Annotated in this window: 24 protein-coding genes; 11 read left to right on the top strand and 13 right to left on the bottom strand. The window is 68.2% G+C overall.

The features are described from left to right. The first annotated feature begins 15 nt into the window (after positions 1-15). From ABIE04_RS10995 to ABIE04_RS11015, 5 genes are all read left to right on the top strand, one after another. Entirely contained in the window at positions 16-1,380 is a 1,365-nt protein-coding gene (locus ABIE04_RS10995) for a polyketide cyclase (RefSeq protein ID WP_354549985.1), read from the top strand. Between the two features lie 167 nt (positions 1,381-1,547). After that, entirely contained in the window at positions 1,548-2,492 is a 945-nt protein-coding gene (locus ABIE04_RS11000) for an ABC transporter ATP-binding protein (RefSeq protein WP_354551432.1), read from the top strand. Next, positions 2,489-3,223 (top strand): ABC transporter permease subunit, encoded by a 735-nt coding sequence (locus tag ABIE04_RS11005; RefSeq protein WP_354549987.1) that lies wholly within the window; start codon positions 2,489-2,491, stop codon positions 3,221-3,223. Before ABIE04_RS11000 ends, ABIE04_RS11005 begins: the two co-directional genes overlap by 4 nt. 4 nt (positions 3,224-3,227) lie before the next feature. Next, entirely contained in the window at positions 3,228-5,144 is a 1,917-nt protein-coding gene (locus ABIE04_RS11010; RefSeq protein WP_354549989.1) for a GldG family protein, read from the top strand. Between the two features lie 112 nt (positions 5,145-5,256). Next, entirely contained in the window at positions 5,257-6,138 is an 882-nt protein-coding gene (locus ABIE04_RS11015) for a cytochrome c oxidase assembly protein (RefSeq protein ID WP_354549991.1), read from the top strand. 14 nt (positions 6,139-6,152) lie between these two features. Here the strand turns inward: ABIE04_RS11015 and ABIE04_RS11020 are convergent, their stop codons facing one another. Both ABIE04_RS11020 and ABIE04_RS11025 read right to left on the bottom strand, forming a co-directional pair. Then, a complete protein-coding gene (locus ABIE04_RS11020) occupies positions 6,153-6,662 on the bottom strand; it encodes a copper chaperone PCu(A)C (RefSeq protein WP_354549993.1) in 510 nt (169 codons plus the stop codon). Then, positions 6,659-7,276 (bottom strand): SCO family protein, encoded by a 618-nt coding sequence (locus ABIE04_RS11025; protein ID WP_354549995.1) that lies wholly within the window; start codon positions 7,274-7,276, stop codon positions 6,659-6,661. Before ABIE04_RS11025 ends, ABIE04_RS11020 begins: the two co-directional genes overlap by 4 nt. A gap of 82 nt (positions 7,277-7,358) precedes the next feature. Here ABIE04_RS11025 and ABIE04_RS11030 point away from each other — a divergent pair, with 82 nt between their 5' ends. Together ABIE04_RS11030 and ABIE04_RS11035 are read left to right on the top strand one after the other, a co-directional pair. Next, positions 7,359-7,736: a DUF423 domain-containing protein gene (locus ABIE04_RS11030; RefSeq protein WP_354549997.1), complete on the top strand. Its 378-nt coding sequence runs from the start codon at positions 7,359-7,361 to the stop codon at positions 7,734-7,736. Between the two features lie 49 nt (positions 7,737-7,785). Beyond that, the gene (locus tag ABIE04_RS11035; protein ID WP_354550000.1) at positions 7,786-8,199 is read left to right on the top strand and encodes a hypothetical protein; all 414 of its coding nucleotides are present in this window, start codon (positions 7,786-7,788) and stop codon (positions 8,197-8,199) included. On the opposite strand, the gene ABIE04_RS11040 is transcribed toward ABIE04_RS11035, so the two are convergent. From ABIE04_RS11040 to ABIE04_RS11050, 3 genes are read right to left on the bottom strand one after another with little or no spacing between them, the layout of a single operon-like run. Then, positions 8,196-8,966, bottom strand: coding sequence for a CPBP family glutamic-type intramembrane protease (locus ABIE04_RS11040; protein ID WP_354550002.1), 771 nt, complete (start codon positions 8,964-8,966; stop codon positions 8,196-8,198). The genes ABIE04_RS11035 and ABIE04_RS11040 overlap by 4 nt on opposite strands. 24 nt (positions 8,967-8,990) lie before the next feature. After that, positions 8,991-9,185, bottom strand: coding sequence for an Arc family DNA binding domain-containing protein (locus ABIE04_RS11045; RefSeq protein ID WP_354550005.1), 195 nt, complete (start codon positions 9,183-9,185; stop codon positions 8,991-8,993). 9 nt (positions 9,186-9,194) lie between these two features. After that, positions 9,195-10,070 (bottom strand): SPFH domain-containing protein, encoded by an 876-nt coding sequence (locus ABIE04_RS11050; protein ID WP_354550007.1) that lies wholly within the window; start codon positions 10,068-10,070, stop codon positions 9,195-9,197. Positions 10,071-10,212: 142 nt separating this feature from the next. Here ABIE04_RS11050 and purT point away from each other — a divergent pair, with 142 nt between their 5' ends. Both purT and ABIE04_RS11060 read left to right on the top strand, forming a co-directional pair. Next, a complete protein-coding gene (purT, locus tag ABIE04_RS11055; protein WP_354550009.1) occupies positions 10,213-11,394 on the top strand; it encodes a formate-dependent phosphoribosylglycinamide formyltransferase in 1,182 nt (393 codons plus the stop codon). 103 nt (positions 11,395-11,497) lie between these two features. After that, positions 11,498-13,024 carry an FMN-binding glutamate synthase family protein gene (locus ABIE04_RS11060; protein WP_354550011.1) on the top strand — a complete coding sequence of 509 codons (1,527 nt, stop codon included), beginning with the start codon at positions 11,498-11,500 and terminating at the stop codon, positions 13,022-13,024. 1 nt (position 13,025) lies between these two features. On the opposite strand, the gene ABIE04_RS11065 is transcribed toward ABIE04_RS11060, so the two are convergent. From ABIE04_RS11065 to ABIE04_RS11100, 8 genes are all read right to left on the bottom strand, one after another. After that, entirely contained in the window at positions 13,026-13,733 is a 708-nt protein-coding gene (locus tag ABIE04_RS11065) for an arginyltransferase (protein ID WP_354550013.1), read from the bottom strand. Positions 13,734-13,776: 43 nt separating this feature from the next. Next, the gene (locus ABIE04_RS11070) at positions 13,777-14,169 is read right to left on the bottom strand and encodes a hypothetical protein (RefSeq protein WP_354550015.1); all 393 of its coding nucleotides are present in this window, start codon (positions 14,167-14,169) and stop codon (positions 13,777-13,779) included. A gap of 35 nt (positions 14,170-14,204) precedes the next feature. Beyond that, positions 14,205-15,071 (bottom strand): acyl-CoA thioesterase, encoded by an 867-nt coding sequence (locus ABIE04_RS11075; protein WP_354550017.1) that lies wholly within the window; start codon positions 15,069-15,071, stop codon positions 14,205-14,207. Between the two features lie 58 nt (positions 15,072-15,129). Beyond that, positions 15,130-16,185 (bottom strand): saccharopine dehydrogenase family protein, encoded by a 1,056-nt coding sequence (locus ABIE04_RS11080; RefSeq protein WP_354550019.1) that lies wholly within the window; start codon positions 16,183-16,185, stop codon positions 15,130-15,132. Beyond that, complete coding sequence (locus ABIE04_RS11085; protein WP_354550021.1) at positions 16,182-17,174, bottom strand: alpha/beta fold hydrolase; 993 nt, start codon at positions 17,172-17,174, stop codon at positions 16,182-16,184. The genes ABIE04_RS11080 and ABIE04_RS11085 overlap by 4 nt, the downstream gene beginning before the upstream one ends. Positions 17,175-17,218: 44 nt before the next feature. Next, on the bottom strand, positions 17,219-17,356 hold the full coding sequence (locus ABIE04_RS11090; protein ID WP_354550023.1) for a hypothetical protein: 138 nt from the start codon (positions 17,354-17,356) through the stop codon (positions 17,219-17,221). An 83-nt stretch (positions 17,357-17,439) separates the two neighbouring features. After that, positions 17,440-18,276, bottom strand: a complete 837-nt coding sequence (locus tag ABIE04_RS11095; RefSeq protein ID WP_354550024.1) for a helix-turn-helix transcriptional regulator — start codon at positions 18,274-18,276, stop codon at positions 17,440-17,442. A gap of 30 nt (positions 18,277-18,306) precedes the next feature. Further along, positions 18,307-18,861 carry an N-acetylmuramoyl-L-alanine amidase gene (locus tag ABIE04_RS11100; RefSeq protein WP_354550025.1) on the bottom strand — a complete coding sequence of 185 codons (555 nt, stop codon included), beginning with the start codon at positions 18,859-18,861 and terminating at the stop codon, positions 18,307-18,309. A gap of 91 nt (positions 18,862-18,952) precedes the next feature. On the opposite strand from ABIE04_RS11100, the gene ABIE04_RS11105 reads away from it, so the two are divergent. Both ABIE04_RS11105 and rlmKL read left to right on the top strand, forming a co-directional pair. Continuing rightward, entirely contained in the window at positions 18,953-19,480 is a 528-nt protein-coding gene (locus ABIE04_RS11105) for an alpha/beta fold hydrolase (RefSeq protein ID WP_354550027.1), read from the top strand. Beyond that, positions 19,477-21,663: a bifunctional 23S rRNA (guanine(2069)-N(7))-methyltransferase RlmK/23S rRNA (guanine(2445)-N(2))-methyltransferase RlmL gene (gene rlmKL, locus ABIE04_RS11110; RefSeq protein WP_354550028.1), complete on the top strand. Its 2,187-nt coding sequence runs from the start codon at positions 19,477-19,479 to the stop codon at positions 21,661-21,663. The genes ABIE04_RS11105 and rlmKL overlap by 4 nt, the downstream gene beginning before the upstream one ends. Positions 21,664-21,713: the final 50 nt, after the last annotated feature.

Consider the following 21,713-nt stretch of genomic DNA (forward strand, 5'->3'; position numbering starts at 1 on the left):
TCGGAGAACTCTGGAATGATGCGTGTCTTTGAATTTCTTGTTGCCCTGGTCATCGTTGCGATCATCGGTGTCCTGGCGGCTGTGGTCATGCCCGGCAGCGGTCATGTGGAGCGCCAGCTGGTCATCGGCAAGGACATGCGGCAGGTCTACGACGTGCTCGACAACTATCGCCGGTTGCCGGACTACTCCGTACTGCGCTCGTTCGACCCGAACATCCAGTTCAACTTTTCCGGCAAGGCCTATGGCCCGGGCGCCGAAGTCAGCTGGACCAGCACCGACCCCAAGGTCGGCAACGGCGGCCTGACCATCGCCAGCGCCACGCCGGAGTTCGACAAGATCGACAGCAACACCAAGACCGCCAGCATCGTCTGGAACCTGGACAACAGCTGGCGCGGCCTGGACAAGCATTTCACGCTGGACCTGGAGCGCCAGGGCAGCCGCGGACAGCTGACCCAGGTCACCTGGTCGTATGACGTTTCCTACGGCTGGAACCTGGTCAACCGCTTCGCCAACCTGTACATCCATGGCGATCCCGACTCGTTCATCCAGTTCAGCCTGAACAACCTGCAGAACGTGCTGGCCGGCGTGCCGAACATCGACTACAGCCAGCTGATCCCGTACATCGAACAGACCCAGCCGACCCCGGTCCTGCTGGTGTCCACCTCGATCCAGCGCAAGGACGGCATGGAGGCGGTGGAAGACGCCGTGACCAAGGCCAACACCGAGATCCAGGCGGCCGCCAAGAAGCTCGGCGTGAACGTCACCGGCTCGCGCATCCTGATCACCACCAACTACGGCGACCAGACCTACAGCTTCGACGTGGCGTTCCCGATCGACTCCAGCACGCTGACCATCAATGGCCAGAGCGAGCAGCTGACCGCGGCGACCCCGCCGTCGCTGGATGCCTCCGGCGCGCCGGCCGAGGCGAGCAGCGCGGCCGCTGCCGCGGACGCCAGCGTCGCTGCCGGCAGCCGTGACCGCTACGGCCGCCTGGTGGTGGACGGCAACGTGCGCGCCACGCTGGCCTTCGGCGGCGCGGCGCTGAAGGGCGTGTGGAACGGCACCTTCGCCGGCGTGCCGCAGACCCGCGACATGCTCAAGGCCTATGCGCAGACCCACGGCTACAAATACGACGACGTGGTCAACCGCGCCTACGACGTGATCGCGACGCCGGAAGTGAAGGATGCCGGCGGCAACATCACGACCTACGCGAAGTACAACGTGTTCCTGCCGATCAGCAATGCGCCGGAGCAGACTCCGGAACAGGAAGCCGGCTTGCAGCCGCCGACGCTCGAAGAGGCGCCGGCCGCGTCGGGCACGGCACCGGCCCCGGCCGGCAGCGCTGCCGCACCGGCCGAGGCAGCCAGCGCCGGCGAATAAGCCGGGCGCCGCTGCAGCACATCGAGAGGCCCTTCCATCCGGAAGGGCCTTTTCGTTTCAGGGCCGCGGATCGATGTCTTTGCGGTACATTGCAGGGCGATCCGCGGCGCCGGCCGGTCAAGCCGCCCGTGCACGACGTGACACCCCGCCACAGCCCACCGCCGGACATGATCGAGACCGACCAGCTCACCCGATGCTATGGCAACCTGACCGCAGTGGACGCACTGAGCATTCGTGTCGAGCCCGGCCAGGTGCTCGGCCTGCTCGGACCCAATGGCGCCGGCAAGTCCACCGCGATGCGCATGATCGCCGGGTTCCTGGTGCCCACCTCGGGCACCGCGCGGGTTTGCGGCTACGACGTCGTCCGCGAGCCGTTGAAGGCGAAGCGCGCGCTCGGCTACCTGCCCGAGGGCGCGCCCAGCTACGGCGAGATGACGGTGCGCGAGTTCCTGCAATTCATCGTGCGCATGCGCGGACTCAAGGCCGAGGCAGGCTACCGGCAATTCGACGCGGTGGTGCAGCAACTGCAGCTGGAGGACGTGCTGGGGCTGTGCATCGACACGCTGTCGAAGGGCCTGCGCCGGCGCGTCGGACTGGCCCAGGCGATCCTGCACGACCCGCCGGTGCTGATGCTGGACGAACCCACCGACGGCCTCGATCCGAACCAGAAGCATGCGGTGCGCCAGCTGATCGACATGATGGCGCGCGACCGCACGATCCTGATCTCCACCCATCTGCTGGAGGAAGTGCACGCGCTGTGCAACCGGGTGGTGATCATCGCCCGCGGCAAGCTGCTGGCGGATGCCACGCCGGCCGAGCTGGAGGCGCGCTCGCGTTATCACGGCGCGGTGTCGTTCAGCGCGCCGGGCAGCGGCATGTCGCAGGAGATGCTGGGCCGCCTGCCGCAGGTGGCGGCGATCGAGGTCGATCCGCTGGACGGCCGCATCACGGTGTTCCCGAAACCGGGCGAGCGGATCCTGGAGGCGGTCGAGACGCTGCTGCGCGAACAGGGGCTGGAGGTGTCGGAGATCCAGCTCGAGCGCGGCCGGCTGGACGAGGTGTTCCGCCATATCACCACCTGTGACGGCGATGCTGCCGGAGGCCACGCATGAGCCCGGTCAACGCCGTGCTTCGGCGTGAGCTGCGCAGCTATTTCGTGACGCCGGTGGCGTACGTGTTCCTGGTGATTTTCCTGGTGCTGGCCGGCATCCTCACGTTCTATGCGGGCGATTTCTACGAGCGCGGCCAGGCCGACCTGCAACCGTTCTTCATGATGCATCCGTGGCTGTATCTGATCCTGGTGCCGGCGATCACCATGCGCATGTGGGCGGAGGAAGCCAAGGGCGGCACGCTGGAGTTGCTGCTGACCCTGCCGCTGACGCTGTGGCAGGCGATGCTGGGGAAGTTCTTCGCGGCGTGGCTGTTCATCGGGCTGGCGCTGGTACTGACGTTCCCGATCTGGATCACCGTCAACTACCTGGGCTCGCCGGACAACGGCGTGATCCTGGCCGGCTACCTGGGCAGCTGGCTGATGGCGGGGAGCTTCATCGCCATCGGTGCCTGCCTGTCCGCGCTGACCCGCAGCCAGGTGGTGGCGTTCATCCTCACCGCGCTGGTGTGCGTGCTGCTGATCCTGGTCGGCCAGCCGCAGGTGCTGGATTTCTTCTCAGGCACCTTGCCGCGCAAACTGATCAACGCGGTGGCGCACTTGTCCATGCTGCGGCACTTCGAGGCGATCGCGCGTGGCGTGCTGGATATCCGCGACCTGATGTATTTCCTGCTCAGCACGATCGGCTGGCTCGTCGCCGGCGTACTGCTGCTCGACCTGAAACGGACGCGTTGACGCCATGCCCCGTTCGCGCCTGCATCGCCTGTTCACCACACCGCTGCAACTGACCCGGCGCGGCGTGCTGTATGGCGCGCTGGTGCTGCTGGTGCTGCTGTTCGTGCCGCTGATCGTGGCCAGCAGCCGCTGGCTGCATGCCGCGCGGGTCGACCTCACCACCGACAAGCTGTACACGCTGACGCCGGGCACGCTGCACATCGTCGATACGTTGAAGCGGCCGCTGCGGCTGACCCTGTATTTCTCCGAGCATGCCACCCGCGACCTGCCGCAACTGCGCAGCTACGAGCAGCGCGTGCGCGAGATGCTGCAGGAGATGGTGGCGCGTTCGCACGGCCATATCCGCCTGCAGATCATCGACCCGGTGCCGTATTCCGACGATGAGGCCAGCGCCGAAGGCAATGGCCTGACCGCGGCGAACGGCGGCAGCAACGGCGAGCGGGTGTTCTTCGGCCTGGCCGGCAGCGCCATGTCCGGCAGCCTCGAGAGCGAGGGCACGGACGACCGCGTGCCGGAAAAGACACTGGCGATCGCATTCTTCGATCCGGCCCGCGAGGCCTTCCTGGAATACGACATCGCCAAGCTGCTGTACGAGTTGAACCAGGCCAGCAAACCGCCGATCGGGGTGATCAGTTCGCTGCCGGTCGAAGGCAACCCCATGCTCAGCGAGCAGCCGTGGACGGTGCTGCAGCAGCTCGGCCAGCTGTTCGACGTGAGGACGCTGGATTCGTCGACGCTGCGGAAGGTCGACGACAACATCAGGGTGTTGCTGCTGATCCATCCCAAGCGGTTGCCACCCGACGCGCAGTACGCGATCGACCAGTACGTGCTGCGCGGCGGTCACCTGGTGGTGTTCGTCGACCCCGACGCGGAACTCGACACCTCGCCGTACGGACCCGACAGCATCACCTTCCCCGATCACGGCTCGGACCTGCCGCGGCTGTTCAAGGCCTGGGGGGTGAGTTACGACCCGCACAAGGTGGTGCTGGACCGCGCGCGCGCGCTGCAGATCGAGCTGGCCGGCAGCAGCCTCAACCATCCGGCGATGCTCGACCTCGGCGCGCAGGAACTGAACCGCAACGACGTGGTTACCGCCAGCCTGCAACGCATCAACGTGTCCACCGCGGGCTATTTCGACCTGGCCGCGGACGCGCGCACGCGGCTCGTGCCGCTGCTGCAGAGCAGCGCCGAGGCCGAGGTGGTGCCGACCCAGCGAGTACTGGATGCGAACAGCGACCCCACGACGCTGCTGCAGGATTACAAGCCGGACAACGCGCACTACGTGCTGGCGGCGCGCCTGCGCGGCACGTTCGAGAGCGCGTTCCCCGAGCGGGCCGGCGTGGCGGGCCACCGGGCCAGGTCGGCGTCGAATGCCGAGGTGATCCTGGTCGCCGACACCGACCTGCTCAGTGACCGGCTATGGGTGGAGCCGCAGAACATCCTCGGCCAGACCATGATGCGGGTCTTCGCCAACAACGGGGATTTCGTCACCAACCTGGTGGACAACCTCAGCGGTTCCTCGGCGCTGCTGTCGATTCGCGGCCGCTCCACTTCGCAGCGGCCGTTCACGCGTGTGCAGGCTTTGCGCAACGTGGCCGACCAGAAATTCCTGCAGAAAGAGCAGGAGCTGGAACAGGAGCTCGCCGACACCCGGCGCCGGCTGGACGAACTGCAGCCGACCAAGGGTGGCCACGCCAGCACGGCCACCGCCGAGCAGCGCCGCGAGATCGAGCAGTTCCGCCAGCGTCAGCTGGCGATCAACAAGGAATTGCGCGACGTGCAGCACCAGCTCAACGCCGAGATCGACGCGCTCGGCCTGCGCCTGAAGTTCATCAACATCGTGCTGGTGCCGGCGCTGGTGGTGTTGCTCGGCCTGCTGTACGGCTGGCGGCGCACCCGGTACAGCCGCCAGCGGCGGTGAAAGCGGCAATCTGCCGCAAGCCCGTGGCACCGCTGCGGCTGACTCTGCCGGCGCGCGGCATTATGCTGGGAGGTCGCCGGCCGTTGCCGGCGCAGACAGAAGTGCCGGTGCAGTGACTGCAACCTTGCTGAAATGGATCGTGCCGTGGGAGTTCTCGTGGGTCTTGCTCGCGTGCTTCGTGTCGGCCAGCGTGCTGTACCTGCGCGGCAGCCGCCGGCTGCCGGTCAGCTTCGGCCGCAAGCTGGCGTTCTGGTGCGGCATGGCGATCATCTACCTGTCGCTGCACACGTACCTGGATTACTACGCCGAGCATGAGTTCTTCATGCATCGCATCCAGCAGTTGCTGCTGCACCACATCGCGCCGCTGCTGATCGTCACCGCGTATCCGGCCACGGTGTTGCGCGCCGGCCTGCCGCTGGCCTGGCGGGTGCGCCTGCTGCGGCCGCTGCAGCGCTCCTGGCCGTGGCGGCTGGTCAGCGGCGTATTGCTGAATCCCACCGTGGCGACGCTGCTGTTCATCGCCTTCATCCTGGTCTGGCTGATCCCGTCCATGCAGACGCTGGCGATGCTGGACTGGCGCATCTACCGCTTCATGAACTGGAGCATGCTGGTCAGCGGCTTCGCCTACTGGTCGCTGGTGCTGGACCATCGGCCGCATCCGCCGGGGCGGATGACCGCCGGACTGCGTGTGCTGTCGCCGGCGATCACCATGACGCCGCAGATCGTGGCCGGCGCGATCGTCACGTTCTCCAAGACCGACCTGTACCCGATCTTCGAGATCTGCGGCCGCGCGTTCACCTTCAACGTGCTGACCGGGCAGCTGATCGGCGGCGTGATCATCTGGGTGCCTTCGGCGCTGGTGGAATCGATCGGCGGCCTGATGGCGCTGCGCATGTGGCTGCGCCTGTCGCGCAACGGCCGGTTGCCGCGCAGGCCGCTGCGTCGGCCCGCGGCCCGCCGCGCGACCGCGGTCGATACGGCCGTGCCGGACTGAGTTTCGCCGCGGGCTCAGTGGCCGTGCGGCATCGCGCCGTGGTCCATCGCCGGCATCGCGTGGTCGGTGTGTCCGTCGCCGGCGTCCAGCGCATTCGCCGGGCGCGCGATGAAATCGGTGGCCAGCGTGCTGCCGTCGCCGAACTGCAGCGTCAGCGTGACGGTGTCGCCGGGTTTCACCGGCGCGTTCGGCTGCATCAGCATCAGGTGATAACCAGCCGGGGCCAGCTCCGCCTTGCCGTGCGCGGGCACGTTCAGCGCGTCGACCATGCTCATGCGGCTCATGCCGCCCGCGCGCGAACTCTGGTGCAGCATCACCTCGGCGTACACCGTGCTGCCGGCGCCGCGCAGCGCGACCGGCTGCTCGCCATCGTTTTCCAGCGTGACATAAGCACCGGCCGGCAGCGCGCCGGGCAGCACGCGGATCCAGGCGTGGCTGGCGCGGATGTGATCGGCGTCGGTGGCGTGGGCACCGCCGGCCAGCAGCAGGCCGGACAGCAGCAACGACAGCGTGGGTGACTTCATGGGGTGGCTCCGGTGTCGAGCAGCAGGTGCAGGTCGTGCACCAGGTCATCCTGCGAGGCGGACGGCGTGGCCAGCACGCGCGCGCGGCCGTCGCGGTCGAACACGTAGATCGCCGAGCTGTGGCTGACTTCGTAGGCTCCGTCGGCCGAGCTGGGCTCGCGGGTGAAGGCGGAGCGATAGCGCTTGCTCAGCGCCTCGACGCTGCGCGCATCACCGACCAGGCCCACGGCCCGCTTGTCGAATGCGTTGACGTAGGCGTGCATGATCGCCGGCGTGTCGCGCGCCGGATCGACGCTGACGAACAGGATCCGCGCACCGTCGGCCAGCGGCCCCAGCCGCTGCATCACCACGTGCAACTGCGCCAGGGTCAGCGGGCAGACGTCGGGGCAGTGGGTGTAGCCGAAGTACAGCAGCACCACCTTGCCGCGGTAGTCGGCGCCGGTGACGGCCTTGCCGCTGTCGTCGGTGAGCTTGAAGTCGAGGTCGGGCATGTGTCCGCTGATGTTGGTCAGCCGGAACGGCAGCGGCTCGCCGCGGTGGCAGCCGCCCAGCAGCAGGCCGGCGGCAAGCAGCAGGAACAGCAGGGCGGGGCGCAGCCAGTGACGGGGCTTCATGCGAGAATCCTGGGTCTTCATCCGTTCAAGCATACGACACCGGCCGCGTTGCCGGGTCCGCCGACCAGGGGATACGAACACGATGCGACAAATTGTCAGTACCCGCGTCGCCCTGCTGATCGGTGTCACCGGCGCCAGCGCGGTGCTGCTGGGCGCCTTCGGCGCGCATGCGTTGCGCGGCGTGCTCGACGCCCGTGGCGCCGAGTTGTGGCATACGGCGGTGAACTACCACGCATGGCATGCGCTGGCGCTGGCCGTGGCGGCGGGGCTCGGGCGTGGCCACAGCGGACGCGTCGCGATGGCGGCGTTCGTCGTCGGCATCGTGCTGTTCAGCGGCAGCCTGTACGCATTGGCGCTGGGTGCGCCGCGCTGGGTCGGGATCATCACGCCATTCGGGGGGCTCGCCTTCGTTGCCGGCTGGCTCGCGCTCGGGTGGGCGTTGCGCACGCGTAACGAATAGTTCTTGCAGTTGTCATTCCATGGTCATGGCTGGTTGCGATGGTGCCGGCATGAACACGCAGATCGCCTTCCGCCATCGATCTCTTGCGGCGTGGTCACCCGGCCGCATTCCCCGCAGCTTGCCCGTCGTCGTGTTGCTTGCGCTGTTCTCGGCATGCCTGCTGTGGTGGTGCTGGCCGGCAGCCGATCGTGCGGCGGAACAGCCTTCGATCCAGCAACTCGTGCACTGGCAGGATGCGGACCATGATTGGCTACTGGTGGTCGACCCGGCAACCCGCGAGCTGGTGGTCTACGACGCCACCGACGGCCGTCCGCTGGAGCGTCTCGGCGCGGACGACGGCTTGCCGGACGTGCAGTCGATCGCGCAGCAGGGGTCGTGGTTGTTCGTGACGGGCCGGCAGCACCCGAAGCTGCGCCTGCTGAAGTTGCCGGAGCTGCAGGCGGTTGCCGCAAGCGACCGCTAGAAACCGCCGGCCAGCGGCAGGGCCACGTGCAGCATCAGGTCCGCGCAGAAGTGCGCCAGCATCGCGTGCTCCAGCCCGTACTTCCAGAACAGGCCGCCGAACACGACGGCGACGACGGCGTTCAACAACACAATGCGCGCGACGAGCAGCGGGGTGCCGAGCAGGCCGGCGGCATGCGCGGCGGGCAGGTGGCCGGCGCCGAACAACAGCGCGGCCAACACGATCGCCAGCGCTAACATCCACGGCCGCGCCACGCGCCGGTTGCAGCGCGCCAGCAGCCACACCAGCGCGCTGACCAGCAGCAGCCGGCACAGCACTTCCTCCACGATGCCGCCGTAGAACGAAGCCAGCGCACCGCGCCACGCCTGCACGGTGTCCTCCGCATGCTTCGGGCCGAGCGCCGACAACCCGACCACCAGCAACGCGGCCAGCACGCCGAGCATGACAGCCAGCCACCAGTGCGGGCGCCGTGCCGGATCGCGCGGCCGCCGGTATACCCAGGCGCGCAACCATGGCGCATCGAGACCGTACGGCGCGCCCAGGTACAGGCCAAGCCAACCCAGCAGCCAGCACAGCATGCCGGTCTCCACCGCCGCCTTCAGCACGATGACCGGCAAGGGCAATGGCAGCGCGGCGAATTTCTGCGGCGTCAGCGCCATCGCATACGGCATCAGCGCCAGCGTGGCCAGCGCACCGGCGACGCCGAACAGTGCGGCGAGTTTCACGTGCGGGCCGCTGACCGGCAGGATGGACGGGTTGGCGGACATGCGTGCGTACTCCCCGTGAGCGGTTCAATCCGCGTCGTTGTCGTCGGCTGCCGGCCTGGCCGGGCCGGTCTTCAGCCGGCCGGCCTTGCGCAGCGCGTCGCGCAGCACGTATTCGATCTGTGCGTTGACGCTGCGCAGCTCGTCGTCCGACCAGCGCTGCATCGCGTCCAGCACGGTGGCGCTGATGCGCAGCGGGTAGGCTTTTTTCTCGACGGTCATCGTGACGCGTCAGTACAGCGTGCCGGTATTCAGCACCGGCTGGGTGCCGCGCTCGCCGCACAGCACCACCAGCAGGTTGCTTACCATCGCCGCCTTGCGCTCCTCGTCGAGGTTCACCACGCCGCGCTGGCTGAGCTGGTCCAGCGCCATCTCGACCATGCTCACCGCGCCTTCGACGATTTTCGTGCGGGCCGCGATGATCGCGCCGGCCTGCTGCCGCTGCAGCATCGCCTGGGCGATTTCCTGGGCGTAGGCGAGGTGGCTGATGCGCGCCTCGACCACCTGCACACCGGCCTTCCCGAGGCGGGTCTGGATTTCGTCGCGCAGGTGCGAGTTGATCACGTCGCCATGGCTGCGCAGCGACGGCTTGCCGTCGTCATGGGCGTCGTACGGGTAGCTCTGCGCCATCTGCCGCAGCGCCGATTCGCTCTGGATGTGCACGTAGTTCTCGTAGTCGTCCACGCAGAACACCGCTTCGGCCGTATCCAGCACCTGCCATACCACCACGGCGCCGATCTCGATCGGGTTGCCGTCGTTGTCGTTGACCTTCAGCTTGCCGCTCTCGAAATTGCGCACCCGCAACGAGATGCGCTGGCGGCTGTAGAACGGGTTGGTCCAGCGCAGGCCTTCGTGGCGCACCGTGCCGGCGTACTTGCCGAACAGCTGCAGCACCTGGCCCTCGTTCGGGGCGACCTGGAAAAAGCCTTTCAGCATGAAGCCGTCGACGGCCAGCAGGATCACGCCGGCAAGTATCCGAGCCACGGGAGGGGCGTCCGGATGGGCGTGAATTGCCGAAACCACCAGCGCTGCGCCGAGGCCGGCGAGCACCAGGCACAGCCCGATGAAGGGAATGCCGGCGACGGAAAAGCCATTGCGTTCGTTCATGTGTTGTCTCCCTGAGGTGTACTGATTAGATATCAAATTGATATCAGTTGCAATAAGGGTGGTGACACTTCCCGAGAAGGGCAGCAGGTCGCGTTGTAACCCGGCCGCATACAATGCGGGTTTGCCCGCACCGGAGAACCCGATGAAGCCATTCGGCACGCCCTATTCCGACCATGCGTTGCGCGTCCTGCTGCTCGGCGCCGGCGAGTTGGGCAAGGAGGTGGCGATCGAACTGCAGCGCTACGCGGTGGAAGTGATCGCGGTGGATCGCTATGCGAATGCGCCGGCCATGCAGATTGCCCATCGCAGCCACGTCGTCGACATGCTCGACGGCAAGGCGTTGCGCGCGGTGATCGAGCTGGAAAAACCCGACCTGGTGGTGCCGGAGATCGAGGCGATCCACACGCCGACCCTGATCGAGCTGGAGAAGGAGGGGCAGCGGGTGATCCCGACGGCCCGCGCGGCATGGCTGACGATGGACCGCGAGGGCATCCGCAAGCTGGCCGCCGAGGAACTGAAATTGCCGACCTCGCCGTACCGCTTCTGCGATGACGAATCACAGTACCGCGAGGCGGCGGCCGCGATCGGCTACCCGTTCGTGATCAAGCCGGTGATGAGTTCGTCCGGCAAGGGCCAGAGCGTGGTGCGCGGCACCGACGAGCTGCAGCATGCGTGGGATTACGCGCAATCCGGCGGGCGCGCCGGCAAGGGCCGGGTGATCGTCGAGGGTTTTGTCGACTTCGACTACGAGATCACCATGCTCACCGTGCGGCATGTCGATGGCGTGAGCTTCTGCGCGCCGATCGGCCATCGCCAGGAGGAGGGCGACTACCGCGAATCGTGGCAGCCGCAGCCGATGAGCGATGCCGCGCTGGCCGAGGCGCAGCGGCAGGCGGCGGCGGTCACCGGCGCGCTGGGCGGCTGGGGCGTGTTCGGCGTGGAGTTCTTCGTGAAGGGCGATGCGGTGATTTTCTCCGAGGTCAGCCCGCGGCCGCACGACACCGGCCTGGTCACCCTGATCTCGCAGGAATTCTCCGAGTTCGCCTTGCATGCACGCGCGATCCTCGGCTTGCCGATTCCGGTGATCCACCAGTACGGGCCGTCGGCCTCGTGCGCGGTGCTGGTCGAGGGCGACGGCACGGGGCCGCGCTACCACGGCGTCGCCGCGGCACTGGCCGAGCCGGACACGCAGCTGCGCATCTTCGGCAAGCCCGCGGTGAAGGGTCGCCGGCGCATGGCGGTGACGCTGGCGCGCGCCGGGTCGCTGGAGGCGGCGGTGGGCAAGGCGGTGCGTGCGGCTGGGCATTTGCGCATCGAGTTGTGAGCGCGGGCGTCAGTCCAGCTCAATGCGATAGGCTTGCGTGACGAGGCTCCTGCAAGTACGACGGGCGGTCTGTCATGGCCGCTGATTGATCGAGGGTGATGAAATGGAATCGACAGGATTTGCACACTGGCTGGTCGTGCTGGTCGAACTGGTTGCGGCCTTTGCCCTGCTACTGCTGGCACTGGTGGTGGTGGTGCTGCTGGTGACCTGGGTGGTCGACCGCAACCAGACCGGCAATGCGGTGCTGCGCAACTTCCCGATCATCGGCCACTTCCGCTACTGGTTCCTGCACCTGGGCGAGTTCTTCCGCCAGTACCTGTATTCCAGCGACCGCGAGGAGATGCCGTTCAACCGCGCGCAGCGCACCTGGGTCTATCGCGCTGCGAAGAACGTCGACAACACCAACGCGTTCGGCTCCAGCCGCGACCTGCGCGCCGAGGGCGTGCCGTTCTTCGTCAACGCGCCGTTCCCGGACCTTGGCGTGGACCACGTCGAGCCGGTGCCGGTGACGATCGGCCCGTACGCGCGCGAGCCGTACAGCCACGCGGCGTTCTTCAACATCTCGGCGATGAGCTTCGGCGCGTTGTCGGCACCGGCGGTGCGCGCGCTGTCGCGTGGCGCGGCGAAGGCGGGCATCTGGATGGATACCGGCGAGGGCGGGCTGGCGCCGTACCATCTGGAAGGCGGCTGCGACATCATCTTCGAGATCGGTACCGCCAAGTACGGCGTGCGCACGCCCGACGGCAAGCTGGACGACGGCAAGCTGCTGGCGATCTGCGCGCACCCGCAGGTGAAGATGGTCAGCATCAAGCTCGGCCAGGGCGCCAAGCCGGGCATGGGCGGTCTGCTGCCGGGCGCCAAGGTCACCGCCGAGATCGCCGCGATCCGCGGCATCCCGGTCGGTGAGGATTCGCAGAGCCCGAACCGCCACCTCGACATCGGCAACGTGTCGCAGCTGATGGACAGCATCGGCCATATCCGTGAACTCACCGGCAAGCCGGTGGGTTTCAAGGCGGTACTGGGCGGGGTGGAGTGGATCGGCGAGCTGTGCGATGAAGTGCACAAGCGCGGCATCGCGAGCGCGCCGGACTTCATCATCGTCGACGGTTCCGAAGGCGGCACCGGCGCGGCGCCGCAGACCCTGATGGAAGGCGTCGGCCTGCCATTGCACGAGGCGCTGCCGGCGCTGATCGACATGCTGATCGTCAAGGGCCTGCGCGAGCGCATCAAGGTGGTCTGCTCGGGCAAGTGCATCACCGCCTACGACGTGGCGTGGGCGCTGTCGATCGGCGCGGACTTCGTCAACTCCGCGCGCGGCTTCATGCTGGCGCTGGGTTGCATCCAGTCATTGCAGTGCAACCGCAACACCTGTCCCACCGGCATCACCACGCAGAACCCGAAACTGCAGCGCGGCCTGGTGGTCAGCGACAAGAGCGAGCGGGTGTTCCATTACGCGAAGAACGTGATGCACGAAGTCGGCATCATCGCGCACAGCTGCGGCGTCAGCGAACCGCGCCAGCTCAACCGCGGGCACTGTCGCGTGGTCGGCGATGACGGGTTGTCGATCCCGCTGGAGAAGCTGTTTCCATATCCGCGGCCGGCAACGCGGCAGGCCGCGGTCGACGCGTAGCTCAGGCCAGCGCCTGCCAGCCCTCGGCCGTGCGGATCTGCAGCGGCTTGAAGCGCCGCTTGTAGTCCATCTTCGGATGGCCGTCGATCCAGAAGCCCAGGTACAGCCACGGCATACCGCGGCGGCGCGCCAGCAACACCTGCTGCAGGATCGCGTAGGTGCCCAGTCCGCGCGCGGTTTCGTCGGGGTCGTAGAAGGTGTAGACCGCCGAGACGCCGTTGAGGCAGACGTCGGTGACCGCCACGGCGAGCAGGCGTTCGCCCAGGCGCAGTTCCATGAACAGGGTGGGGCTCCACGGCGCGGTGAGGAAACGGCGGAAATCGCTGGCTTCCGCATCGTCCATGCCGCCGCCGGCGTGGCGGCTCTGCAGGTAGCGTTCGTACAACGCGTGGCGCTCGCGGTTGTAGCCCGGGATCGATTCGCTGATGGCGAGGTCGGCGTTGCGCTTCAGGCAGCGGCGCTGGGCCCGGTCCGGCTGGAAGTTCGCCACGTCGATGCGGCACGGCGTGCAGGCGTGGCATTGCGCGCAGTTGGGGAAGTACAGATGGCCGCCGGCGCGACGGAAGCCGCGTTCCAGCGCCGGGCCGTACAACTGGTCGAGATTGGGCGCGGCCGGATCCAGCACCAGGTTCTGCGCCGTGCGGTCGGCATAGTAGCCGCACACGTGGGGCAGCGTCTGGAACAGGCGGACTTGGTCGGAACGGCGCATTCCCTGATTCTATGCCCGCGTGACGGGCGTCGCACCATCGACCTCAGATCACCCGCAAATAGCGCAGCATCGCCATGGCGAAGACGGCCAGCACCGCCAGCAGCATGATGCGGCGCACGCGGGCCACCGTATGCGCGCGCCGGTCGGCCGGCGTGGGGTTGCGTGCAGCGGCCAGCTCCTCGCCGTGGCGCACCACCGGCTCGATGCCGATCTCGCGCAGCAGGGTGCGCGCCTTGGTGTAGTCGTCCGCGTGGGTGATCCACACCTGCGCCCAGCTGCCGCGGTCGTCCTGCCGCTGCGAATAGCTGAAACGCTGCCAGGTCGGCCGGTTGTAGTTGGACCGATTGGCCACGGTGGCCTCGATGCCGTGTTCGGCCATCAAGGCGACCACGATGTCGATGTTTTCCTGGCGGGGTGAGGTATAGATCTGGCGCATGGGCGCAGTTTACGCGAATGGCCCGGCACCGGTGTTCAGTCGCCGCGCACGCGAATCAGGCCTTCCTGCGCGGTGGAGGCGACCAGCCGACCGTCGCGGCTGAAAATCTGCCCGCGTGCCAGGCCGCGACCGCCCTGGGCGGTGGGGCTGTCGAACGAGTACAGCAGCCACTCGTCGACGCGGAACGGGCGGTGGAACCACAGCGCGTGATCGAGGCTGGCCATCTGCACGTTGTGGGTGAGGTAGGAAATGCCGTGTGGCAGGGTGGCGGTGCCGATCAGGTGGAAGTCCGAGGCATAGGCGAGCAGCGCGCGATGCAGGATCGCCGAGTCATCGATCGGCGAGGTCAGCTTGAACCAGATGTGCTGGATCGGCGGCCGCTTGGCCGGATGACGCTCGTCGCGCGGCCACACCTGGCGGAATTCGAATGGGCCGTCGATACCCATCCAGCGTTGCAGCTTCACCGGCAGCCGCGCCAGCTCGTCCGGCGGCAGCGGATGCAGCGGCTCCAGATCTTCCGGTGCAGGGACTTCGGGCATCGAGGTCTGGTGCTCGACGCCGGTTTCGGGAACCTGAAACGAGATCGAACCGTTCAGGATCGGCTGGCCGTGCTGGATCGCCAGCACGCGTCGCGACGAAAACGTGCCGCCGTCGCGGGCACGCTCCACGCTGTACACGATCGGCGCCTCGATGTCGCCGGCGCGCAGGAAGTAGGCATGCAGCGAATGCGCCTCGCGCACCGGGTCGACGGTCTGCTGCGCCGCCGCCAGCGCCTGCCCCAGCACCTGTCCGCCGAACACGAAGCGGGTGCCGATGTCGCGGCTCTGGCCGCGGAACAGGTTGTCCTCCAGTCGTTCGAGTTGCAGCAACTCGACCAGTTCGGTGACGTGGTCTTCGCTCATGGCGTGTCCTTGCGGGGGTTCGCCAGTATAGCGGTGGCGGCGGCGCCCGAACCCGCATTCAGCAGGCGTCGAGCGACCCCGAGTCAGCGGGAGCGCCGGCCTCGAACGCGACCGTGACCGCGTCGGGCGCGAGGGCGGCCAGGAAGTCGCGTGCATCGAAGGCCTGGCCCGCGGCGAGTGCGCCGCTATCGCGGACACGGCCGTCGAGGATGCGTTGCAACGCCTCGACCAGTAGTGGTGCGGTGACGGCGTAGATGTCGCGTCCGCTGGCGATGGCGCGGCAAGCGTGGTTGCCGCAGCGCACGCGCACGTCGACGATGAAACTCTGTGCGGAGCGTCCGCTGTCGTCAGCGGCGACCGGCGCTGGCGTGGCCGGATCGCGCAGGTCGCGCAGCGGGGCCAGGTTCATCCACGAGTGCAGGTTGCGGCAGGCGATGTGGTGAGGCACCACGATGGCCTCGGACAGTGGAAGCAGCACGGTCTCCAGCCGCCCGAACGGCGGCGGGAAATCGGTCTCGCGCACGGGTGCAGGGTCGGGCACGGTGCGGGTGCGGCCGTGCTCGATGTACGTGCGCGGGTAATGGTTGCGCTCGCCGGTAAGGCGGGTGCCGCGCGTCGGATGCCAGCCGTCGAGCGCGACGGCGATGTCCACCGCGTCCGCGTCGGTGGCGCCGTCGAGCGCGGCGCTGGCCAGCAGATCGGCAAGGCCGCCATAGAAGGCCATCGCCGGCACCACCGTCACGCCCGCGGCTTTCGCCTCGCCATCGCGCGCCAGGGTGTCGGCCACGGCACGCTGTTCCGCCGCCACGTCGAGGTAGTGGATGCGTGCGCGCAACGCCGCATCCAGCACCGGCGCAGCGGTGTCGAGAAAAGGTCCGGCGCAGTGCAGGACGGCAGCGGTGCCGGCGAAGGCGGCATCCAGCGCAGCGGGGTCATCGGTGGAGGCGACGCGAGCCTCGACGCCGGCAACCGTGGCCAGTTCATGCAGCCTGGCCGCGTCGCGGCCGCAGGCCACCGGCACGAAACCGCGGCGGTGCAGTTCGGCCAGCACGAAGCGGCCGGTATGGCCGTAGGCGCCGTACACCGCGATGCGGAGGGCAGGATGCGCCGTCATGCCTGGTCTCCCTGCGCGGCCCACAGCCGCCGTGCTTCCTCGGCGATCACCTCGGGGCGCTCCTCGGGCCAGAACAGCTTGCTGCCCTTGAGCTGGCGCACGCCCAGCGAACGGCCGAAGGCACGGTCGAGGAAGCCGGGGTTTTCTGCAGAAAAGATCGTGTCGGCGCAGCCCCAGACGATGCGCACCGGCACGCGGGATCGCGCGAGCGCGGGGCCGATGCCGGCGAGCGCGTTCTTTTCCAGCGCGACGGCATAGGCGTGCGCGAAATCGCGGCTGCGCCGTGACGCCAGCAGCGGCGCGAAGTAGGTTTCGATGGCCTCGTCGGTGGGATGCGCGGGGTTGGCGTAGCACATGCCGCCGATGCCGGCGGCCGAGCGCGCGAGGGCATGGTTGCCGCGCCATGTGCCCAGCCATTCGTCGACGAAGCGGCCCTGTTTCGCCAGCGCGATCACCGGCAGCAGCGCCGGCGGCGGGCTGTCTTCCTCGGTGTCGCAGTTGGTCAAAAGCAGGCTGCGCACGCGTTCGGGATGGTGCGCGACCAGCAACTGCGCGACGGCGCCGCCGCTGTCGTTGGCGATCACGTCGGCGCGCCCGACCTGCAGTGCGTCGAGCAGGGCGATGAGCATGGCGACCTGCGCGTCGGGCGCGCAGGATTGCCCATCGGCGACCTCGGTGTAGCCCATGCCGAGGAAATCGGGGGCGATGCAGCGCCGGTACGGTGCCAGCCGGTCGAGCGCGCCACGCCACTGGAAGCCGTTGAGCGGGAAACCGTGCAGGAACAGCGCCGCCGGTCCGCTGCCACGCTCGACGTGGGCGATGCGGCCGAATGTGGTACGGGTGTAGCGGCGCGCGGCGTGGAAGCTCGCCGCATCCATGGACGCGGGCACGGTGCCGGCGTGCGGCCACCCGGCACAGCCGGCGATGCCGCCCGTGCAAACACCGGCGAGCGTGCCCGCGGACAGGGCGAGGAAGCGGCGCCGGGTCATTCCCGGCGCTGCCAACCTTGCGGCGAATGATGCGATTCCATCGCTCACGACTTCGCTTCCGCCTCGCGAAGTTTCTGTGCGCACTCTTCGCAGCAGACATCGACGGTGCGCCCGCCGATGGTGACCTTGATGGCGTTGCCGTCGAGCGGATAGTCGCAGGCGGCGCAGGTGTTCTCGTTCATGGTGTGTCTCCGGTAGGGCCCGCGATCGGGCAGGCACAGGAGACCACCGGCCGGCGGCGGCGGCTGTCAGGATCTTTAGCGATTCACGATGAACGGGCCAGCGCGGCCTGCCGGAATGCCGTGGGCGTGCGGCCGTAGGCCTGGCGGAACGCGGCGCTGAAATGGCTGTGGCTGGAGAAGCCCAGGTCCTGCGCCAGCGCGGCGACGTCCTCGCAGTCGGCCACCCGGTCCAGCGCGCGCGCCAGGCGCAGGCGCAGGTGGTAGCGGTACAGCGGCATGCCTTCGACCTGCTGGAAGGCCTGGGTGAGATAGACCGGCGAGCCGCCGACTTCCGCGGCGATGTCCGCCAGCGCCCAGCGCCGGGTGAGGTCGCTGGCGAGCAGCAGCTTCGCCCGGTCCACCAGCCGCTGCCGTGCACGGGACGCGCCGGGGGCATGGGTGGTGCGCGGGCCGAGGCTGCGGCATACCAGGGTCAGCGCCAGGCTCTCGGCCTCCAGCGACTCGATGCCGCCGTTGCGCAGGCTGTGGCGCAGCAGGGCCACCAGTACCTGCGCGCGCTCGTCGATGCGCAAGGCCTGGTGGCGGAACACGGGCTGGTCGCGCCGTTGCAGCATCGCGGCCGGCGCGAGTTCGCGCAGCAGCGGCTGCGACACCGACAGCGACAGGCAGGCGTCGCCGCCCGTCGCCGGGTGGCTGACCTGGTAGCCCTCGCCGGCGTTGAAGAACAGCACGTGGTTGGCGTCGGCCACCGATTGCGTGCTGCCGACGTGGCGCAGGAACAGCCCGCGATACGGGAACACCAGTTGGGTGGAGCCCGCGCATTCCTCGGCGCTGCGATGACGGCAGGCGCCGCGGCAGCACACGTCGTGCACCGCGACGGTGGACGATTGCAGCAGCGGTTGGACGTCGAACTCCGGCATGGCGGCGGGTCGAAGGGAGGCCGACGCAGTCTAGCGCAGTCGCTGCAGGCCACAGGCCGGGACGACGGCGGCCCAGGGGAAGCGCGGGCCGGGGTCGAGCTTGCGGCGGATCTGCAGCGAGGGATCGTCGCTGGCCGGCATCAGCGCGGTGTCCAGGTCCTCGTGCCCGGCGATCTGGCGCAGGTTCGGGAATGCCACGCGCAACTGCGCCAGCAGGACACTCAGCGCGGCGATCTGCGCATCGGTGTATGGCTCGTCCATCTGCTGGTGGCGCGAGTCCCACCAGTGCGGATAGCGGCCCCGGTTGACCAGCTCGATGCCGATCGAGTTCGGGTTGTGGCCGCGCACGTGGTTCGCCACGCGGGTACCGGGCACATAGCGGTACACCGCTCCGTCGCGGTCGACGTAGTAATGGCCGCTGTTGCCGGCGCCGCTGGCGTGCAGCACTTTCTCGCCGTACTCGCGCGCCATGGCCAGGTCCGGCAACTCGGTGCAGTGGATCACCACCAGTTCGACCGTCTCGGCGGGGCGCTCGGGCAGGAGGTCGACATAGGGCAGCGGCTGGTCGTGGATGTTCAGGCTCATGCGGGGCAGTTTCGCATGTGTCGAAGCCGCGGCGGAAACGCTGCCTGTTACCATGCCAGCCTTGCTTTCGGCACTTTTCATGGAGACCGCCATGCGCGGCCAGATCATTCTTTCGCACGGTTCGGATTCCAGTCCCGATGCGACCAAGGTCAGCGCGCTGGCCGCACTGGCCGAATCGCTGGGCTGGCGCACGCAGCGGCCGGATTACGGCACCGACGATGCGCGTGGCCACGCCGCTTCCGTGGCTCCGCGGATCGCCCGCCTGCGCGCCACCATCGAGGCGCTGGATGCGCCACCGCTGCTGGTGGGATCCAGCATGGGCGCATTCGTCTCCGGCCTGGTCTCGCTGGACGTGCCGGTGGCCGGCCTGTTGCTGCTGGCCACGCCGAGCGAGATCCCCGGCTATGCGCGCAAGTTCGACCTGCGCCCGGATGTGCCCACACTGCTGATCCACGGCTGGCGCGACGAGGTCTGCCCGCTGGCGGGCGTGCACGCGTTCGCCGCCCGGCGTCGGCTGCCGCTGCTGGTGCTGGACGACGACCATCGGCTGGGCACCAGCATGAATCCGGTCGCCGCGCAGTTCCGGCTGATGCTGGACCAGCTGGCGTCCACCGCATGAGTCACTACTTCGCCACCTGCCCGAAAGGCATGGAATACCTGTTGCGCGACGAACTGGTCGCGATCGGCGCCAGCGACGTGCGCGAGGCGCTGGCCGGCGTGCATTTTTCCGGCACGCTGGAAACCGCCTACAAGGCCTGCCTGTGGTCGCGCCTGGCCAGCCGCATCCTGCTGCCACTGGCCGAGTTCGACGCGGCCGACGACGACGCGCTGTACGGCGGCGTGCAGGCGATCGACTGGAGCCAGCATCTGGCCGCGCATGCCACCTTCGCGGTGGACGCCGGCACCGCGCTGAGCAAGCTGACCCACAGCCAGTTCATCGGCCTGCGTACCAAGGACGCGGTGGTCGACCAGTTCCGCCAGCGCGACGGTTCGCGCCCTGGCATCGACACCGACGAACCCGATATCCGCATCAACGTCCGTGTGCGCCGCGACCGCGCCACGCTGTCGCTGGATCTGGCGGGCTCGCCGCTGCACCGGCGCGGCTGGCGCGAGGAACAGGGCGAGGCGCCGCTGAAGGAAAACCTCGCCGCCGCGATGCTGCTGCGCGCGCGCTGGCCGGAGGTGTACGCCGCCGGCGGCGCGCTGCTCGACCCGATGTGCGGCTCGGGCACCTTGCTGATCGAAGGCGCGTTGATGGCGGCCGACGTGGCGCCCGGCTTGCGCCGCGAGTACTTCGGTTTCCTCGGCTGGCAGCAGCACGACATCGTGCTGTGGCGTGGTCTGCTGGATGAAGCGAAACAACGCGCGGAAACCGGCCTGCGCGGCCTGCGCAGCGTGTTCTTCGGCAGCGACGCCGACCCGCGCATGGTACAGACGGCCAAACGGAATGCGCAGCAGGCGGGCGTGGCCGGCTTCTTCACCCTGGACAAGCAGGACGTGACCCATGCCGCGCCGCCGCCCGGCGTCGACTACGGCCTGGTCATCACCAACCCGCCGTACGGCGAGCGGCTCGGCGATCGCGCCGAGATGCCGAAGCTGTATCGCGCCGTGGGCGACACCTTGCGCAACCGTTTCAGTGGCTGGCGCGCCGCCGTGCTGGCCGGCGACGTGGAGCTGGGCCGGGCGATGCAGCTGCATGCGGACAAGCGCTACGCGCTGTACAACGGCGCGCTGGAAACCGTGTTGCTGACCTTCGACCTGAAGCAACGCGACGAGAAGCCACGCGAGCCGAAACCGCTGTCGGCCGGCGCGCAGATGCTGAAGAACCGGCTGGAGAAGAACGTCAAGCACCTGCGCAAGCGGCTGGTGCGCGAGGATATCCACTGCTGGCGTGCCTACGACCAGGACCTGCCCGAGTACGCCGCGGCGATCGACGTCTACGGCGACACCAGCGGCAACGACCATCTGCACATCCAGGAATATCGTGCACCAGCCGACATCCCGCCAGATGTCGCGCGGCTGCGCCTGCGCGAGATCGCCCGCGTGGCCGGCGAGGTGCTCGGCGTGCCGCGCGAACGCATTGCGCTGAAGACCCGCGAGCGCGGCAAGGGCGGTTCCAAGTACGGCCAGCTCGACCAGCGCAACGAGTTCATCGAAGTGGAAGAGGGCGGACTGAAGTTCCTGGTCAACCTCACTGACTACCTGGACACCGGCCTGTTCCTCGACCACCGGCTGGTGCGCGCGAAAGTGCGCGAGCTGGCTGAGGGGCGCTGCTTCCTCAACCTGTTCGCCTACACCGCCACGGCCAGCGTGCACGCGGCGGCCGGCGGCGCGCTGGAAACCACCAGCGTGGACCTCTCGGCCACGTATCTGGAATGGGCCTCGCGCAATCTCGCGCTGAACGGTTTCAGCGGCGCCAGCCATCGCCTGATGCAGTTCGATGCGCTGGAATTCCTGCAGCGCGACCGCGGCCATTACGGACTGATCTTCGTCGACCCGCCCACGTTCTCCAACTCCAAGCGCGCCGAGGATTTCGATGTGCAGCGCGACCACGTGAAGCTGCTCGAAGCCTGCAACGAGCGGCTGACCCGCGACGGCGTGATCGTGTTCTCGAACAATTTCCGCCGCTTCAAGCTCGAGCACGAGGCGCTGGAACAGCACTTCGAGATCGAGGACTGGACCACACCCAGCATCCCGTTCGATTTCGCCCGCCGCGCCGATATCCACGGCTGCTGGCTGCTGCGCCGGCGCAAGGCTGACCCCGGGATCAACCCCTGGGATACGGCGCGCATCAAAAGGTGAACCCTTCAGTCCACATTAAGCGTGATCCGACGAGCATCCGCCCTGTACAA

The organism is Rhodanobacter soli (assembly GCF_040548735.1).
GTDB lineage: Bacteria > Pseudomonadota > Gammaproteobacteria > Xanthomonadales > Rhodanobacteraceae > Rhodanobacter > Rhodanobacter soli_A.

Coding starts and splice junctions, on each gene's coding strand:
- ABIE04_RS11040 (WP_354550002.1), bottom strand. CDS start 8,966: ATGTCCGCCAACCCGTCCATCCTGCCGGTCAGCGGCCCGCACGTGAAA.
- ABIE04_RS11005 (WP_354549987.1), top strand. CDS start 2,489: ATGAGCCCGGTCAACGCCGTGCTTCGGCGTGAGCTGCGCAGCTATTTC.
- ABIE04_RS11080 (WP_354550019.1), bottom strand. CDS start 16,185: ATGACGGCGCATCCTGCCCTCCGCATCGCGGTGTACGGCGCCTACGGC.
- ABIE04_RS11000 (WP_354551432.1), top strand. CDS start 1,548: ATGATCGAGACCGACCAGCTCACCCGATGCTATGGCAACCTGACCGCA.
- ABIE04_RS11050 (WP_354550007.1), bottom strand. CDS start 10,070: ATGAACGAACGCAATGGCTTTTCCGTCGCCGGCATTCCCTTCATCGGG.
- ABIE04_RS11085 (WP_354550021.1), bottom strand. CDS start 17,174: ATGACCCGGCGCCGCTTCCTCGCCCTGTCCGCGGGCACGCTCGCCGGT.
- ABIE04_RS11105 (WP_354550027.1), top strand. CDS start 18,953: ATGCGCGGCCAGATCATTCTTTCGCACGGTTCGGATTCCAGTCCCGAT.
- ABIE04_RS11025 (WP_354549995.1), bottom strand. CDS start 7,276: ATGAAGCCCCGTCACTGGCTGCGCCCCGCCCTGCTGTTCCTGCTGCTT.
- ABIE04_RS11075 (WP_354550017.1), bottom strand. CDS start 15,071: ATGAGCGAAGACCACGTCACCGAACTGGTCGAGTTGCTGCAACTCGAA.
- ABIE04_RS10995 (WP_354549985.1), top strand. CDS start 16: ATGATGCGTGTCTTTGAATTTCTTGTTGCCCTGGTCATCGTTGCGATC.
- purT (WP_354550009.1), top strand. CDS start 10,213: ATGAAGCCATTCGGCACGCCCTATTCCGACCATGCGTTGCGCGTCCTG.
- ABIE04_RS11020 (WP_354549993.1), bottom strand. CDS start 6,662: ATGAAGTCACCCACGCTGTCGTTGCTGCTGTCCGGCCTGCTGCTGGCC.
- ABIE04_RS11090 (WP_354550023.1), bottom strand. CDS start 17,356: ATGAACGAGAACACCTGCGCCGCCTGCGACTATCCGCTCGACGGCAAC.
- rlmKL (WP_354550028.1), top strand. CDS start 19,477: ATGAGTCACTACTTCGCCACCTGCCCGAAAGGCATGGAATACCTGTTG.
- ABIE04_RS11095 (WP_354550024.1), bottom strand. CDS start 18,276: ATGCCGGAGTTCGACGTCCAACCGCTGCTGCAATCGTCCACCGTCGCG.
- ABIE04_RS11060 (WP_354550011.1), top strand. CDS start 11,498: ATGGAATCGACAGGATTTGCACACTGGCTGGTCGTGCTGGTCGAACTG.
- ABIE04_RS11030 (WP_354549997.1), top strand. CDS start 7,359: ATGCGACAAATTGTCAGTACCCGCGTCGCCCTGCTGATCGGTGTCACC.
- ABIE04_RS11065 (WP_354550013.1), bottom strand. CDS start 13,733: ATGCGCCGTTCCGACCAAGTCCGCCTGTTCCAGACGCTGCCCCACGTG.
- ABIE04_RS11100 (WP_354550025.1), bottom strand. CDS start 18,861: ATGAGCCTGAACATCCACGACCAGCCGCTGCCCTATGTCGACCTCCTG.
- ABIE04_RS11045 (WP_354550005.1), bottom strand. CDS start 9,185: ATGACCGTCGAGAAAAAAGCCTACCCGCTGCGCATCAGCGCCACCGTG.
- ABIE04_RS11010 (WP_354549989.1), top strand. CDS start 3,228: ATGCCCCGTTCGCGCCTGCATCGCCTGTTCACCACACCGCTGCAACTG.
- ABIE04_RS11035 (WP_354550000.1), top strand. CDS start 7,786: ATGAACACGCAGATCGCCTTCCGCCATCGATCTCTTGCGGCGTGGTCA.
- ABIE04_RS11070 (WP_354550015.1), bottom strand. CDS start 14,169: ATGCGCCAGATCTATACCTCACCCCGCCAGGAAAACATCGACATCGTG.